At 41.5% G+C, this 16,604-nt stretch carries 9 protein-coding genes; 2 read left to right on the plus strand and 7 right to left on the minus strand.

What is annotated here, in order from left to right:
• Nucleotides 1-153: 153 nt before the first annotated feature.
• Nucleotides 154-285, plus strand: a complete 132-nt coding sequence (locus HWQ38_RS38120; RefSeq protein WP_292805008.1) for a hypothetical protein — start codon at nucleotides 154-156, stop codon at nucleotides 283-285.
• Nucleotides 286-304: 19 nt separating this feature from the next.
• Here HWQ38_RS38120 and HWQ38_RS38125 read toward each other — a convergent pair whose 3' ends face one another.
• The 4 genes from HWQ38_RS38125 to HWQ38_RS38140 all read right to left on the minus strand — a co-directional run bounded on the left by HWQ38_RS38125 (nucleotide 305) and on the right by HWQ38_RS38140 (nucleotide 9,133).
• Entirely contained in the window at nucleotides 305-1,141 is an 837-nt protein-coding gene (locus HWQ38_RS38125) for a GNAT family N-acetyltransferase (RefSeq protein WP_292805011.1), read from the minus strand.
• Between the two features lie 129 nt (nucleotides 1,142-1,270).
• Nucleotides 1,271-2,473 carry an AAA family ATPase gene (locus HWQ38_RS38130; protein ID WP_292805014.1) on the minus strand — a complete coding sequence of 401 codons (1,203 nt, stop codon included), beginning with the start codon at nucleotides 2,471-2,473 and terminating at the stop codon, nucleotides 1,271-1,273.
• 503 nt (nucleotides 2,474-2,976) lie between these two features.
• The gene (gene argJ, locus HWQ38_RS38135) at nucleotides 2,977-4,140 is read right to left on the minus strand and encodes a bifunctional glutamate N-acetyltransferase/amino-acid acetyltransferase ArgJ (protein WP_292805017.1); all 1,164 of its coding nucleotides are present in this window, start codon (nucleotides 4,138-4,140) and stop codon (nucleotides 2,977-2,979) included.
• A gap of 241 nt (nucleotides 4,141-4,381) precedes the next feature.
• Nucleotides 4,382-9,133: a non-ribosomal peptide synthetase gene (locus tag HWQ38_RS38140; RefSeq protein ID WP_292805020.1), complete on the minus strand. Its 4,752-nt coding sequence runs from the start codon at nucleotides 9,131-9,133 to the stop codon at nucleotides 4,382-4,384.
• A gap of 583 nt (nucleotides 9,134-9,716) precedes the next feature.
• On the opposite strand from HWQ38_RS38140, the gene HWQ38_RS38145 reads away from it, so the two are divergent.
• Nucleotides 9,717-10,817: an alpha/beta hydrolase gene (locus HWQ38_RS38145; protein WP_292805023.1), complete on the plus strand. Its 1,101-nt coding sequence runs from the start codon at nucleotides 9,717-9,719 to the stop codon at nucleotides 10,815-10,817.
• A 21-nt stretch (nucleotides 10,818-10,838) separates the two neighbouring features.
• On the opposite strand, the gene HWQ38_RS38150 is transcribed toward HWQ38_RS38145, so the two are convergent.
• From HWQ38_RS38150 to HWQ38_RS38160, 3 genes are all read right to left on the minus strand, one after another.
• Nucleotides 10,839-11,246 (minus strand): hypothetical protein, encoded by a 408-nt coding sequence (locus HWQ38_RS38150; RefSeq protein ID WP_292805026.1) that lies wholly within the window; start codon nucleotides 11,244-11,246, stop codon nucleotides 10,839-10,841.
• A 96-nt stretch (nucleotides 11,247-11,342) separates the two neighbouring features.
• Entirely contained in the window at nucleotides 11,343-12,872 is a 1,530-nt protein-coding gene (locus HWQ38_RS38155) for a glycosyltransferase (RefSeq protein WP_292805029.1), read from the minus strand.
• Nucleotides 12,873-13,159: 287 nt separating this feature from the next.
• Nucleotides 13,160-16,432, minus strand: coding sequence for an amino acid adenylation domain-containing protein (locus HWQ38_RS38160; protein WP_292805032.1), 3,273 nt, complete (start codon nucleotides 16,430-16,432; stop codon nucleotides 13,160-13,162).
• Nucleotides 16,433-16,604 lie beyond the last annotated feature (172 nt).

Genomic DNA, 16,604 nt, shown 5'->3' on the forward strand with positions numbered 1-16,604 from the left:
CTGGATTAGTTATTTACGGACTGATTACCGTGATTCACTAATCAACGAATCGCACGAATGACTTGTGTGTACACGTAGCTCTACAAGGGGAAAGGCTTTGAATTTTCCCCCCTTCCCTATTTAATTCCCCAGGAAGACAGGCAGGAAGTTTTGATGTCTAAATCTAAATCCCCTATGCATTACTTAATTACGAATTACGAACTTGTACTGACTTGTACTGAGCGGCGTCGAAGTAGCGCAGCCGTTGGTGTAGCCTCTCGTAGAGAAGTATTACAAATTATTTAAAGATTCTTACTCTTTATTCTCAGACGAATGAGTAATTATCCCAATCGCCTACTGGCTGGTAGCCAATTTCCTGGTATATATGATTGGATGTTGGGTTTGCCAAATCGGTAAATAAAAAGCAGTATCGATTTCCCTGGTTCAATAAAGTTTGACTTAACGCTGCCACGCAAGCACAGGCGTAGCCCTTCCGCCGATACTCTGGCGGTGTGTAAACTATACTAATCCGCGCACCATTAGGCGTGATTCCAACATCACAAGCTATTGAAACCGGTACTTCATCCTGCCAAAGGTAAGCAGTACCTTGCTGCAAAACTCGTTTAACCCAGTGTTCTGTATCCGACTCAATACTGCCCAAAGCTTCTAACGAAAAGGCTTCATACCAATTTTTAAGAAGTTCTTGATCATCCTCCGTAGCTAGACGTAAATAACCTGTGATTTGAGAAATCGGCTGTAGCTTTTTTAGTTGAAAGACACGCAAGGCTACTTTCAACTGGTAGGATTGACCAGTCAGGGAATGCCACGCCAGAGTAAAGGCTTGCGCCTCATCTGTGGGAGCATTTACTCCTGGTAGTGATTGGTAGCAGATAGATAAATCTTGGGCGAGTACCTCCACTGCTTTGAAATCTTTAATCTGTGAGAGCAGTAATAGTCTAGGTGGTGTTCTCATGGCTACAGCCACAATATCTCCATTTGCCTCCACTGTTGCCAAATAAGGCTTTTCGTCAAAGCGTTCGGGATTTTCAATCAAGGCATGGCTAATTCCCAACAGCAGGTTATGCAGTGCTTCCTGATTCAGCAAGTAGTCTTTCACCGTTGCATAAAATTGAGTAGCATTTTGAAATCGATAAACTTTCATCCTAGTTTTTTAAGCGTTGGCTATCAATAGTTGTGCTGCTCATTTGTTCTCGCAAAACTACAACTTGAGAAAGCATATAACCCCAATGCACAGATGTACACTCCTACGGCGTGTTGCTACAGATTGATATTACACAAACAGTTGCGTAAACTCATACATTAAATCCACTCTGCCTTTACGTAACATGGCTGGATCTAATCTTTCAGTAGTGTTGCAAGTCATCAAAACAACTAACCGTTGCTGGATCTGAATACCAGAGTCATCAATTACACTCTGATACAAAGTGCCATCCAGTAAACTCAGAATGTGTTCGGTTTTGTTATTGTATTGTGCTACCTCAGAAGCACGATTTTGCGCTAGATTATCAGCTTCGTTAATCACGATACAAATACGCTCTATGTAAGTCGGTGGGACAAAATTAGCGATCGCATCATGATCTAAAATAAAAATTACATACCCTAAAGGTAGAAGAATTTCTTTTGCTACTGCCTGTGTCCAGACTGTTTTACCTGTACCTGGTTGCCCATGTATAACAACTGCTAACTGGTTTTGATTAAGAATCGCTTGCTGTACAGAATCAGTAAAGTTTTGGATATCTGCGGGAAATGTGCGAATGGGAAATTGACTGTGAATTTTGCCTACACGACTTTGATATCCACTCAACATAACTGCTAAGTCGTAAGTCGCTTTGTTAATTAGTGGCACGAGATTTTTCGCCATTAAAGTATATTGTCGTCGCCCGCGATCGTAGGGGTCAATTTGCAACCAAACGTCAGATTTCGACCAGTAAGCATAAACAGTATTGAGAACGTCTAAGCGTTCCCAGTTAATAAATTTGTTTATCGGAAAATAAAAATCTCTTTCTGAGTAATACTGGGTAATAATATCGGGACTACCCAACACAGCTAAAACTCGCAGGACAGTAATTTCTTGCAGTCGGTTAAGAACATAATCAATGGGAATGCTACTACGACTGACAAATTGGACGATGGGCGTTTCCGTACTCAAAATATCTTTGTAGAGATGATTTGGTGATTGAGGATCTGGCGTGATGTAATTCCAAAACTTTTCAACTTCGTAGCGCGTATTATCAGATACAACATTTAATAAATTTGCCCACCAAGCATAATTATTTCGTCCCAAAACATCAGCAACATTACTCACTAAATTAAAACTTTTTTGAGTTAATTCGCGGGAGTCATTAGCCAACAGTTGCCACAAAAACCCCCAGTCTAATTCTCGGTTAAACGGTCGCCAACCGCTAGCAAGCAAGCTTTGCCGGCTATTATTTGTAGGAGTGCCTTCATTGCTTCTAAAATAGTCAAAATCCATATTTGTTAGTTATGCAGCGTTAATCGAGTTATTTTGGGTGAAGTAGGAGATTTTGAAAAAGTTTTCTCGTAAATTAAACTAACTGCGTACAAATGGTAATTTTATTTCCACCGTGCTGTACTAGCTAGGAAGTCTTTTTAATCTAACTCATTTCTTATGTAATATACTATATTACAAGTTAACTACCCCTGTCAACTTTTTTTACAAAGCAATTGGTAAGTGGGAGTTTACTTTTGGCTATTGATGTACCTGCGCTAATTATCCATCTCTAGATGAAGACTAATATGATGTCCGTGGAATTGCCCATAAGATAAAGCACCTAAGCCCACTTTTGGCTGACGCCAAAGTTACTCTCCCTACTGGCTTGGCTGGTAGTAAGGGACTTGCAAACAAAAAAATATGTAACCATTTATTGTGGGGTGGGCAAGATGCCCACCCCACAAGTAGTAGTAATTTGTTTCTAGGAAATCCCTAAAGACTTCAGCCCTGACTACGCGTTATTATCAAGTTGAGTATTTGCCATTAATTTCTATATAACCCTCTGAAAGATCGCAACCCCATACAGTTGCAGAAGCTTCACCAATATTGAGGCTAACATGGATATCTACTTGCTCTTTGGACATAATTTGCCGCAACTGTTGCAGATTTTCATCAGTTAAGCTATTAGGATAAACTTTCACGTTATCAAAACTGATAACAACTCGATCTGGATTTATCTGGTGTTCATTTTCACATTTGCCTATAGCCATAGCAACTCGTCCCCAATTCGGATCTGCTCCATAGACGGCGGTTTTTACTAATGGTGAATTCACAATTGCTTTAGCTACTTTTTTAGCTTGTGCATAGTTAATAGCTGAATCTACAGTTACCTGAATAATTTTGGTGGCACCTTCTGCATCTCGGGCAATTTTCAGCACCAATTCTTGTGCAACTTCTTGCAATGCACTAGCAAAATCTGGTTCGGAAACTTCACCGGCTATTCCATTAGCTAGAATCACGGCGGAGTCACTAGTAGAAGTGTCAGTGTCTACACTCAAGCAGTTAAAGGTTTTATCTATAGTAGAGCGAAAAATAGTACGAAGGCTATTTGCAGAAATTGCAGCGTCAGTAAAAAAGAAAGTTAGAAGGGTAGCCATATTAGGCTCAATCATGCCGACACCTTTGGCAATTCCTACCAGCTTGGAATTTCCTATTTGCCGTATAGCTAGTTTCGGTACTGTATCGGTGGTCATAATAGCACGGGCTGCGGCATTAAAATCAGCATCAGTGAATTTTTTCCCCAATCCTAATAAACCTGCCCGGATTTTTTCAATCGGGTAACGTCTACCAATTACACCTGTAGAAGCTATGACAATATTATGTGCAGGAATTCCAGTTTCAGTTGCAACTAATTGCAGAACCTCTTCGGCATCAGCGATGCCAACAGAACCATTAGCTACATTTGCATTCTTAGATATAACGACAATTCCTTGTGCTTGTGAATCTTTTAAGTGATCACGGCTAATAGTAACACTTGGCCCAGCAAAAAGACTTTGAGTGAAGACTCCATCAGCAACACAAGGAACCGATGATTTAATAAATACAAAATCATCAGTTGTATCTCGTATTCCTAAATTAGTAATAAACGCACTAAAACCTTGAGGTACGGCAGATATAGTTAATGACATTTTTCTGAATTTAATAATTTGCTTTAATTATCTCATACCATTTCCAAAAATCTTTATGACAATCGCTTGTCCTGGTTGAGCATCAATAGATTATTTAAAACTTTTTGCAGGGGTTTATAACAGTGTATGTACGGAAATCCACTGATTGCACTGCAAACATCAAAGCCACAGCCATATATAGCGAAAGTCCATTTCAATGGACTGAAATCTTTTCTCAGTCATCTTTAGATGACTTTCGCTATTAGCCTAGTAATTCATTACTAGGCGGTTCAAGTATTTTCGCAAGAGATTTATTATCCAAAGCGTTTAAGGAAGATAACTTAATCCGCCGACTTTCACGCGATAGTGGTACTAAAACTGGGGCTTGACTTTGAGGATTGCTTTCTTTAAAGCTTTCCACCACTTTCGATAGTTGTGCAATTGTCGATGCTTCAAATACGCTACGCAAAGGTAACTCCACACATAAGGCGTCGCGCACTCTAGAGACAAGCTGAGTTGCCAGTAATGAATGACCGCCTAATTCAAAGAAATTGTCATAAATTCCTACGCGCTTAAGTCCTAAAACCTCAGCAAAAATTTTTACCAGCACTTGTTCAACCGGAGTCCGAGGTGCAATGTAATTTTCAGGCAATTGGGGCTTGATTGCATCATGGAATGCTTTTAAGGTGCGGCGATTGACTTTACCATTCGCTGTTAGGGGTAAAGACTCCAATACCACAAAAGCTGATGGCATCATGTACTCAGGCAGTTTTTGTACTATGTAAGTCTGTAACTGCGGCACTAACTTACGCGCTGCTTTGGCTTGTAGGGGATTATTGGCGTAAGATTGCCAGGGGCGAGGGTGAGGTGTGCTATCTGGAATAATACTTCTCTTATCTAATCTATCTTGCCGGACAAAAACCACATCATAATGTCCTTCAATACTTGAATTTGACCAGCTAATATTAACTTTATAAGCTAGATTCAGCCCATAAAAATCTTCTGGGTCTACTCCAAAATTTTTGAGTTCTTGCAAAGCTTTACGTATTTGACCTACAGTTTTAAAACCTTCTACGTGTGATAGCCATTCTGCTGTTTTAACTGCTGATATCACCCGCGCATTAGGTACATTAATAATCCTTAATATTTCTGGTTGATTCTCAATTAATAACTGACGCACTGCTGAGACTGTGAGATTATCTTCAGCCCAGTTCAGCACTGAATAATTTCTAGGATTATTAAGAGTTTCGCCACTAATCTGAAGAATCACATTGTAACGAAAGTCAGTTAACTCATTGTGATATTTACCCCGCATCAGTTGAATTTCTACATGATTAATCTGCGGAAAGCGTTGCTTGATTGCAGTAAAAAAAGCTGGATCAATGACTAATTCTGTCTCTTGAAATATTTGCATTTGTAGCCGTTGCTGCAACTCTAACCGGGTAAGGGAAGCTTCAGCTTGATAGAGTTGCACTGACGCATGGAAAGCTTGCAATAGTGGCAAACTACGCACATCTCCGATGAAGATAAAGCCACCCGGAGCAGTTGCTTGCACAGCACCTTCTAATACACGAATTAGATAATCAATAGTAGGGAAATATTGTACAACCGAATTCAGAATGATTACATCAAAAGCTGCTGTTTCTATTTTCTCGAAGTCAGTAGCCATTTGCTGATATAGCGTTACCTGCGGCATTTCTGGCCTTTGTAGTTGCTGCTGAATGTAGTCAAGTGAAACTGGGGAAAAGTCTGTTGCACAATATTTTGTGCAGTCAGGTGCAACTCTAAACAAAATCAAACCTGTTCCACAACCAATTTCTAATACTCGTTTGGGTTGCAAAGCCAAAATTTGCTCGACTTGGTTATCCACCCACTCACGCATCTGTTCTGCGGGAATAGGCTGATTTGTGTAACTACTATTCCAGCCGACAATATTCAATTTTGGATCGGAATCAGCAGGTTGATTATAAGTTTCGTTATAGAGCATTTGCCATTGCAAAACTTGCTCATTCTGCAATTGGATTAATTGCATATTCTCCTGCTCGCTGCTGTATTCGGTTTTTGCTACTACATAAGCTACTAGGCGCTTTTCCCCTTTATCCTCACGACTTATTACTACAGTTTCCTGCACTGCTGGATGCTGACTTAGTACCGCTTCAATTTCTCCCAACTCAATGCGATAGCCGCGAATTTTTACCTGCTCGTCAAGGCGACCTAAAAATTCAATGTTGCCGTCGGCTCGATAGCGAACTAAATCACCTGTTTTATAAAGTCGTGCTTTTAACTTATTAGTAAAAAAATGCTCAATGAAGCATTCAGCAGTTAATTCAGGACGGTTTAAATAACCTCGCGCCAATCCATCACCACTTATGTACAACTCTCCTGATACACCGATGGGTACAGGTTGTAAATGTTGATCTAATATGTAAACTTGTGTATTAGCGATCGCACGACCAATTAGAGGTGCTAAATTATCTTTATTCTTAACAGAAATCTGACCAGAAGTTGTCACAACCGTGTTCTCAGTTGGCCCATAATTGTTAACTAACTGGAAAGGATGGTCAGCTAAAGGATATTGATTTAGTCTATCGCCACCTGTGAGTAATATTCGTAAAGCTGCGTTTTTAGGAAAATCTAATCGGAGAATTTTCTCTGCTAAAGGAGTTGGTAACAAAGTAATTGTTATCGCTTTTAATATTAGCCAATCTCGTAGATGCTCAGGTATTTGCCTGATTTCATCATCTACAAAATAAATGCTTGCCCCAACACTCAGATAAGGCCAAATTTCCCAACCACAAGCGTCAAAGCCAACTCCACAAATCTGCGTTGCTCGGTCAAGAGGTGAAATTGGAAACGCTTTTTGATACCAAAAAACTAGATTTAACAATCCTCTATGTTCAATTTTAACCCCTTTAGGTTTTCCAGTTGAGCCAGAGGTATAAATAACATAAGCAAGGTTATCTACTTTAGCTTGGCTGGTCAGATTATCTTCAAGTTCTTCAGCAATAACTTCCCAATCTTTATCTATACAGATTATTTGTAAATTATAGTTTTTCAGAAGTTCAAGCCATCGCTCCTGAGTTAATAAAACTGAGACTTGAGCATCTTCAAGCATAAAGTTTAAACGTTCAGATGGATAGCTCGGATCTAAAGGTACATAAGCTCCACCTGCTTTCAGAATGCCCAACATCCCGATTACCATATCAAAAGACCGTTCTACACAAAGTCCTACTAAAACTTCCGCTTCAACTCCTAATTTTTTTAGATAATGTGCAAGTTTATTGCTACGTATATTTAACTCTTTGTAGCTGAGTTCCTCATCACCAAATACTAACGCAGTTGCATCAGTATTCTGCTCTACAACGCTCTCAAATAACTGATGGATATACTTATCTTGAGGATAATCTAACTGAGTATTATTGTATTTAACTAGTAAATTATGTAACTCAGATTCGCTTAAAAGCGGTAATTGGGCAATTCGCTGTTCTGGATTTGCAACTATACCTGACAGTAATATTTGAAAGTGTCCTAGCATCCGCGTGATGGTAGCATCATCAAATAAATCAGTGCTGTAAATTACAAAACCACTAATTCCTTCTGAGCTATCTGCCCATAACCCATTTTGAATATTTGGCTCCCACAAGTGCAACTCCAAATCAAAGCGCGTTGTTTCCGTTTCAAATGGTAGCGGACTTAAAGTTAAATCAGGTAACTCTAAGGCTGACATCGGCGCATTTTGGAGCGCAAAAACAACTTGAAATAGCGGATTTTGATTTAAATTCCGCTCTGGATGCAGTTCTTCTACCAGCTTTTCAAAAGGTAAATCTTGATGAGCATAAGCTCCTAAAGCTACTTCTTTGACTCGATTCAATAATTCCCGAAAAGTTGGGTTTCCACTTAGTTGAGTACGCAATACTAAGCTATTGACAAAAAAACCAATTAATCCCTCAATTTCACTCCGGTTACGATTGGCAATAGGTGAACCAATAGTAATATCTTCTTGTTGTGTATAGCGGTAAAGTAAAATTTGGAATGCTGCTAGTAGGGTGATAAATAAAGTTACCCCTTCTTGCTGTCCGAGAGCTAAAAGTGCTTCGCTCAAACTTTTTGATAATTGCAGAGATTGCCTTGCACCTTGGTAACTTTGAGCAGCTAGTCTTGGTCTGTCGGTTGGCAGATTTAGCATCGAAATGCCGTCTAATTGCTTCTGCCAGTAATTCAGTTGCTTTTCTAATACTTCCCCTTGCAACCATTGGCGTTGCCAGTATGCAAAGTCTGCATATTGGATTCTAAGTTCCGGTAGAGGAGAAGGCTGATTACTGGAAAAAGCTGTGTAAAGTGCTGCTATCTCTTGAATCAACACCCCAATAGACCAACCATCAGAGACAATATGGTGCATAGTCAGCAGCAGGATGTATTCTGTCTCATCCAACCACAGCAGTTTTAGTTGCAGCAACGAATCAGTTGATAAATTGAAAGGACGTTGAGCTTCTTGGGTAGTGAGTCGTCGTGCTTGTATTTCTCGTTCGGCTTGTGAGAGTTGCCGTAAATCTATTACTGGTAAAGTAATAGTTAGCGTTGGATTAATCACCTGAACTGGTTGTCCTGACTGCATGACAACAGTGGTACGTAAAGCTTCATGTCGTCGCACAATTTCGTTAAAAGTTTGCTCTAGCGCGGCTTTATTTAGCGAACCGGTTAAATGTAATGCAAGTGGAATGTTATAGAAAGGATTATTTGGGATTAATTGGTCAAGAAACCATAGCCTTTGTTGAGCAAAAGAAAGGGGAAGATTTGCTGACCGAGAAATAGGTACTAGAGGTCTAAAGCTGTGGTTATTAGTACGATTAGTTACTTCTAAAAATTCAATAATTTCTGCTTTACGCTCTTGAATTTCTGCACGCAGTTCTGCTGTAAGAGTTCCTTCCGGGGCGTTACAGCGAAACTTTTCACCATCGACAAAAACTTGAATATCTAAGCTGCGAAGATAAGATAAAAACTTAACCGTATTCAAAATTACACCCCTTCGCAACTGTTATTACTTAATACAAGGCAGCAGGCACTCAATGCAAGGATTTTAGATTTGAGATTGTTTAATAAGCTTTTTGGCGTTGCATATTTGCGGGATGATTTTGCTAGTTTTGTGGGATGGGCATCTTGCCCGTCCCTTGTATTTTGGGGCGGGCAAGATGCCCACCCCACAAGAATCATCCCTTGATTCAGCAACACCAGCTTTTTAACGTTTTGTAACTGGATAGTTAAACTTCATCTAAGTTTATAAGCGTAGTTTTCGCCCTCACCCTAAATCCCTCTCCCAAATCTGGGAGAGGGACTTTGAAATTCTGGCTCCCCTTTTCTCCCAAATCTGGGAGAAGGGGCTGGGGGATGAGGGCAAATCCAGAACTACAGATTTCAAGATAGACGTGGTTTATTTGCGCCAAGCTGCACTGCTTATTAGCTAACTCAGCATTTTTATCACACTTATAAGACTGTATAAATCATTCTTGGGAATGAAACTTAGATGATTATAACTATGATATGAAGCTAAAAGACAACGCAGTTAACAAGGTATCGCAAGGTTTAGGCTCATGATATTCATGCCTCATAATTTTCTGTTTATATGGCTGGTTCAACTGCTGTCGATTGCGGTAATTGGCGGGGGGGGCTACATTCTCTATGAGTGGTACGAACGAGAACTTGTAGGAACATTTTACTTAGTGGCTGGGCTAGTAATGGTTCTGTGGTCTGTTGGGGGTCGTTTTATCAGTTTGCCACTGCTGCGCCGTCCTGGAGGCGATGAACCTAAGTTTATGCGTAGCAAAACCGTGGAGCGTTTGCCACGACCGGATGGTAGTGTACTGCAAATAGAGTTTTTTGGGCCGGAGGATGGTCAACCGATTATCCTTTCACACGGTTGGGGACCGAACAGTACTATATGGTATTATGCCAAGCGACAACTGAGCGATCGCTTCCGAGTAATTGTTTGGGATCTACCAGGGCTAGGAAAATCCACTAAACCGAAAAACAATGATCACTCTATAGAAAAATATGCCCGTGACTTGGAAGCTGTGGTTGCGATTGCAGGGGATAAACCTGTTATTCTGGTAGGACACAGCATGGGTGGAATGATTAACCTGACATTCTGTCGCCTATTTCCAGAGCAATTAGGGAGTCGGGTGGCTGGCTTAATTCTTGTAGATACTACTTACACTAATCCGGTAAAAACTTGTATCTTTAGCAATCTGGTACGAAAATTACAGAAACCGCTACTCGAACCTGTCTTGTACCTGACTACCGTGCTGTGGCCGATTTTTTGGTTGATGACTTGGCTCTCCTATTTGAATGGTTCATTGTACATCACCGTCGAACTATCTGGATTTACGGGTACTGAAACACGGGGTCAACTAAGTTTTGCCGGTCTATTATCAGCATTGGGTTCGCCTGGGGTTCTGGCGCGTGGCACACTGGGAATGTTGAACTTTGATGAAACAGAAACACTTGCAACTATTAACGTACCTGTGTTGGTTGTTTGCGGCAATTCAGATATCGCAACTAAACCTGTTGCCAGCGATCGCATGAAAGCAGAATTGCCTTACTCTCAAAGAGTCACCCTCAAACCAGGTGGACACATGGCATTAATGGAACAAAATCAGCAGTTTTCCGAAGCAGTCAGCGCCTTTTCTGCTAGCTGCTTATAACTAGTTGCCTGAATTCCACATTTAGCATCCATCAAAAAATATTGCTCCAGGGTTAACGTTTCCGTGTTTCGCGCAGCCTGTAGCAACTTCTGCTTTAAGAGTAAGAACTTCCGCCTTGACGTTTCCGTGTTTCGCGCAGTCTGTAGCAACTCCCGCTTTCCCTGTAAGAACTTCCGCCTTAACGTTTCCGTGTTTCGCGCAGTCTGTAGGAACTTCTGCTTTAACGTTTCCGTGTTTCGCGCAGTCTGTAGCAACTTCCGCCTTTCTTGTAAGAACTTCCGCCTTGACGTTTCCGTGTTTCGCGCAGTCTGTAGCAACTTCCGCTTTGAGGTTTCGGTATTTCGCGCAGTCTGTAGCAACTTCCGCTTTAAGAGGATGTTTAAAAAGTATTGTGCGAATAGAATTCGCTACTACACAAGCAAAGTCCACCTCCGTGGACTAATACAAAATCAAGGGTTTTAACCCACGGAGGTGGGTTTTGTCTGTGTAGCCGCGACTTCTAGTCGCCAGGGTTGGTAACTTTATCTAATCCGCCTTCTTCACTACCTTTTGATTAGTTCTAAAGTAGAGGTCGCTTAATTCTTCCAAAGAAACATCGGTCTGCAATTCTGGATTACAGAAATAGGGATGGATGGGAAGGAGTTCAGCGCGATCGCGGGTTTCCGGTGAAGACAGAATTTGCTCAAGCAAAGTCAGGTAGTTTTCAGCAGTAGATTCCCAAGTGTACGTCTTCAACACCCGTTGCTGACCAGCTTGGGCAAAATACTCCCACTCGTGAGCATCGCATAGCACCCGCTCTAAGCCCCGAACAATATCAGCAGGATCTTCTGGGTCAACAAGCACGCCATATTCCTTATTTCCCTGTCGCAAGCTCTCGCTGGGGCCACCGTTCTGGGTTGCTACTACTGGCAAACCTGCAACTGCCGCTTCTAAGGGAGCAAGCCCAAAGGGTTCGTAGAGTGCGGTTAGCGCGAACACCGAGCGGCGTTTAACCATAAACCGATAGGCTGCTGCCAGTGACTCTTGAGACTGATCTGACAAGCCAAATGCACTGATTTTGCCCCACAAGTCGTTTTCTTCAACGACCTCCCGAATCGGGGCTAATACCTCTTCAGTCGTGTCGTCGCTAGTTTGCTCTCGTAAAGGATCGTCCAGCCCCCCTGTAAGTAGCACCAAGTTAGCTCGTTCCTGAAGTGTTGGACTCATTGCGAAGGCTTGCACCAGCCCTAATACGTTTTTTTTAAGCTCTAATCGACTGGATGCTATGATGACGGGCAAATCTCGACGTGGTTCTGCAATGTCCCGTGCCAATCGTTCCTGAACGAGTTGGTAGGTAGCCTCCTCGTTTTCCGAACGCGCCTTTGCACCGAAAATCGAGAAATTTGCTCCCGGTGGAATCACTGCAAAACAGTTGTCATTCTCCACATCCACTGCACCACCATAGACTCGATGAGAGTACTGTTCAAAGCGTTCCTGTCGTGTACTGGTGATATTAACAGCCGAGCGATTCATGCTTAGGCGTTCGGCTAAGATCCGATATCTGAAATTAAATTGCTCGTCTATTTCGGTGAGATTTTCTGGGGTGAGTTCCAGTTGATCCATCTTTTGAGCGCCGAGAGAATGAGCAGTAAAGGTAAAAGGTATGCCTATCTGGTCTTCAACTAGAACGCCACATAGTCCCCCATCGGCGTAGTGGGCAGTCATTGCATCGGGTAAGCTACCCTGCTGTTGATAAAATTTCAAGATGTTCGGTACCCAATCAGTAACCAGATGAGACCACAAAAATTCTTTAGAGAGAAATTCTTTTGGCCCTGCTGGTAAGCGGATAATGCGGACATTATCGACCCCTGGATAAGTGTCAATTGCTTCGGCAAACTCTGGCCACTCCGGGTCAATGATTTGACGGGTAAGAATATCAACTTTATGACCCATTTGAGCGATCGCTATGGCAACTTGCTTAACATAGATTAGTTGACCCCCAAAATCTGGGTGTTTCGTTATGTGACTATTGGCTGAATCAAAATTGCCTTGAGGGTTAAGAAATCCAATGTGCATCGCCCACTTCCTAATACAGGTTAATTTCTACTAGAGATTTTTGCCTGAAGACAGCAGTAAAACAGCTTAGTGAGCTTGTTAAAAACTCCCAAAACTGAAAAACGCAGGCAGCGAGGCTGTAGATAAATGCCATCAAAAAGCAAGTCAAAGGGCTTTTATTTATTCCCTTTAACTTAAACCCAGCCAATTCGCGCATTTTCCTAATGCTTAAGTTAATCGCTACTGCGGCTCGCGCACATATACCGGATGGCATAAATGGTATGATGATTCCCTGACTCAAAGGGTTCTCAAAATTCCACGTCTTCTCGTTCCTGACCAGTAGTTGCGACTTTATCGAAACCTTTTGCTGCCCAACACATTGTGTCAATGTACCTAGCAAGTTGTTCTACAGTCGGTGCTTCAAACAAATTGCGTACAGGCAAATCTATTTGGAAGGTATCGCGGATGCGGGAAGTTAGCTGAGTCGCTAGTAGAGAATGACCGCCCAATTCAAAGAAATTGTCGTGAATGCCTACTTGCTGTTTTCCCAAGACTTTAGTCCAAATTTGGGCAAGTAACTCTTCGACTTGCGATCGCGGTGCCACATAATCTTGATTATTCAAAGTAATTGTATCAGGTATAGGTAAAGCCCGGTGATCAACTTTGCCATTAAATGTTAAAGGTAGAGATTCCAGTAACATATAGGCTCTCGGTACCATGTATTCTGGTAACTTTTCTTTGAGAAATTGACGAAGTAAGGACGCAAAGCTTTGCACATCTGGCGTCGGCATCTGTTCCAGGTTAGGAACAATATAAGCCACCAAGTACTTATCATCAGGTACATCCTCAGCAGCAATAACAACAGTTTCTCTCACTGCTAGATGTTGACTCAACACCGCTTCAATCTCTGACAACTCAATGCGGAAGCCGCGAATTTTCACTTGATTGTCAATCCGACCTAAAAATTCAATATTGCCATCTGGTAAATAGCGACCCAAATCACCCGTTTTATAAAGACGTGTTTTTGGTTTATTATTAAAAGGATGAGGAATAAAGTGTTTAGCAGTTAATTCAGGGCGATTAAGATATTCTCTCGCCAATCCCTCACCACCAATATATAATTCGCCAGTAACGCCAATAGGCACTAGTTGTAAATCGGTATCTAATATATAGATTTGCGTATTTGTAATCGGACGACCAATAGGAAAAGATGCGGCTAATGGTAACTCTTCTACGCAGTAATAAGAGGAAAATGTTGTATTTTCTGTAGGACCGTAAACATGAATTAAATGCTTTGGCACACCATGTTTAAGAATCTTTTTAATCCATCTTGTATTAACAGTTTCGCCACCGAATAGTAAATATTTCAAGGTTGCAAAAGCTTGCGGAACATCTCTAGCAATCTGTTGAAACAAGGCGGTAGTCAAAAACAGAACGCTGATACCTTTTTCTCCTAGTTGTAAGGTAAATTCGTGAGGCGAAAGGGTGACATCTTTACTAATTCCCACAAGTTGAGCGCCGTTAAGTAGCGCTCCCCAAATCTCGAATGTAGCGGCATCAAAAGAAACATTTGAGGCTTGGGCGATTTTATCGAATGGTGACAATTTTATATAATTAGTATTGCACACTAACCGATTTACAGCTTTGTGAGGTACAGCAACTCCCTTGGGTTTTCCTGTAGAACCAGAGGTGTAAATAATATATGCTAAATTATCACTATTTAAATCGCTGTTGAGATCCTCTTCCTTTTCTTGAGCAATAATTTCCCAATCTTTATCTATAGAAACAATTGGATTTGAGAAACCTTCAAAATGCTGAAGCAAGTTTTCTTGTGTCAATAATACTGAAACTTGTGCATCTTCAAGCATAAAGTTTAGGCGTTCTTGAGGATAACTGGGGTCTAATGGAACATAAACTCCCCCTGCTTTCAGAATGCCCAACAAGCCGATAATCATTTCTATAGACTGTGAAATACAAATACCCACTAAAACTTCTGAAGCTACTCCGATTTTTTGTAAGTGTTGTGCTAGTTTATTACTGCGAATATTCAACTCTTGATAAGTCAGTTGCTCGTTAGCAAAGTTTACTGCTATAGAATTAGGATACTGCTGTACCTTTTCTTCAAACAATTGATGGATACACTTATCTTGAGGATAATCCGCTTGGGTATGATTCCATTCTCCCAATAGCTGATGTAGCTCCACTTCACTTAATAACGGTAAATTCGCAATTCCTTGTTCGGGATTTGTAACAATGCCTGACAACAAAGTTTTAAAATGTTCCAGCATCCGGCTAATAGTGGCTTTATCAAACAAATCTGTGTTGTAAACCATTATCCCCCGGAGACCTTCCGAATACTCCCAGTTTCCACCCAGTAAGCTCCTAAAATCCTCAGAACACTTCCACAAATGCAGTTCCAAATCAAAACGTGTTTTTTTCAAGTCAATATTCATAAAGCTAGGTACTAATCCAGGCAGTTCTAGCGCTGACATTGGCGCATTCTGGAAACCAAACACTACTTGAAATAGCTGATGGTAGCTCAAGTTCCGCTCTGGATGGAGTTCTTCAACTAACTTTTCAAACGGCAAATCTTGGTGGCTGTATGCTCCTAACGTTACCTCCCGAACTCTGCCTAGTAGTTCCCGAAAAGTGGGGTTTCCAGATAAGTTGCTACGTAGCACCAAACTATTGACAAAAAAACCAATTATGCCTTCAACTTCGCTGCGGTTGCGGTTAGCAATTGGCGAACCTAGCGCAATATCTTCTTGGTGTGTGTAGCGGTAAAGTAACGTTTTAAATGCTGCCAGCAGCGTCATAAATAAGGTGACACCTTCTTGCTGTGATAGCTTTTCTAGTGCATCAATTAGCTTGAGCGGCAACTCTAGAAATTGTGTTGCTCCTTGATAGCTTTGTATAGCTGGTCTTGGTTTATCGGTAGGCAAATGCAGTATGGAAATAGCCTTTAATTGCTCCCGCCAGTAAGCTAACTGGGTTTGGAGTACTTCTCCTTGCAGCCACTCGCGCTGCCAGTGAGCAAAATCGGCGTACTGAAGAGGCAGTTCTAATAGAGGCGAAGGCTGGTTTTGTGCAAAAGCTGCGTACAGCGTTCCCAGTTCCCGAATCAGTACCCCCATAGACCAATCATCACAGATAATGTGGTGCATATTCAATAATAGAATATGTTCTGTCTCGGAAAGCACAAGCAGCTTCACTCGCAGCAATGGGCCGGAGGATAAATCGAAGGGATGTTCTATCTCTGCGGTTACAATGCACTTTATTTTAACCTCTTGTTCATCAGCTGATAATTGCTGGAGATGTAATACAGAAAGAGGTATTATTAAGCTGGGTGCAATCGCCTGTAGGGGTAGCCCATCCGACACAATAAATGTAGTGCGTAAGGTTTCATGGCGACGCACAATTTCGTTAAAAGTCTGTTCTAGTGCAGCTAACTTCAGCGAACCTGTCAAGCGAATTACTGTCGGCACATTGTAAATAGCATTGCCGGGGATCAACTGATCGAGAAACCATAATCGCTGTTGAGCAAAAGATGCTGGAAAGACAAAGACCTCTTCAGAAGACATATAGCGTTTCCTAATCACATAAGGGATTTCCAAGAAATAAATTATCCAATCTTGTGGGGTGGGCGTCTCGCCCGCCTTTGGTTACTGGGCGGGCGAGACGCCCACCCCACAATAAATAATTGGATATTTTTTTATTTGTCAGTCGCTAAGGTACATCATAGTCCCCTCCTCG

It is taken from the genome of Nostoc sp. NMS7 (genome assembly GCF_017115085.1).
GTDB lineage: Bacteria > Cyanobacteriota > Cyanobacteriia > Cyanobacteriales > Nostocaceae > Nostoc.

Coding starts and splice junctions, on each gene's coding strand:
- HWQ38_RS38120 (WP_292805008.1), top strand. CDS start 154: ATGTCTAAATCTAAATCCCCTATGCATTACTTAATTACGAATTACGAA.
- HWQ38_RS38125 (WP_292805011.1), bottom strand. CDS start 1,141: ATGAAAGTTTATCGATTTCAAAATGCTACTCAATTTTATGCAACGGTG.
- HWQ38_RS38130 (WP_292805014.1), bottom strand. CDS start 2,473: ATGGATTTTGACTATTTTAGAAGCAATGAAGGCACTCCTACAAATAAT.
- argJ (WP_292805017.1), bottom strand. CDS start 4,140: ATGTCATTAACTATATCTGCCGTACCTCAAGGTTTTAGTGCGTTTATT.
- HWQ38_RS38145 (WP_292805023.1), top strand. CDS start 9,717: ATGCCTCATAATTTTCTGTTTATATGGCTGGTTCAACTGCTGTCGATT.
- HWQ38_RS38155 (WP_292805029.1), bottom strand. CDS start 12,872: ATGCACATTGGATTTCTTAACCCTCAAGGCAATTTTGATTCAGCCAAT.
- HWQ38_RS38160 (WP_292805032.1), bottom strand. CDS start 16,432: ATGTCTTCTGAAGAGGTCTTTGTCTTTCCAGCATCTTTTGCTCAACAG.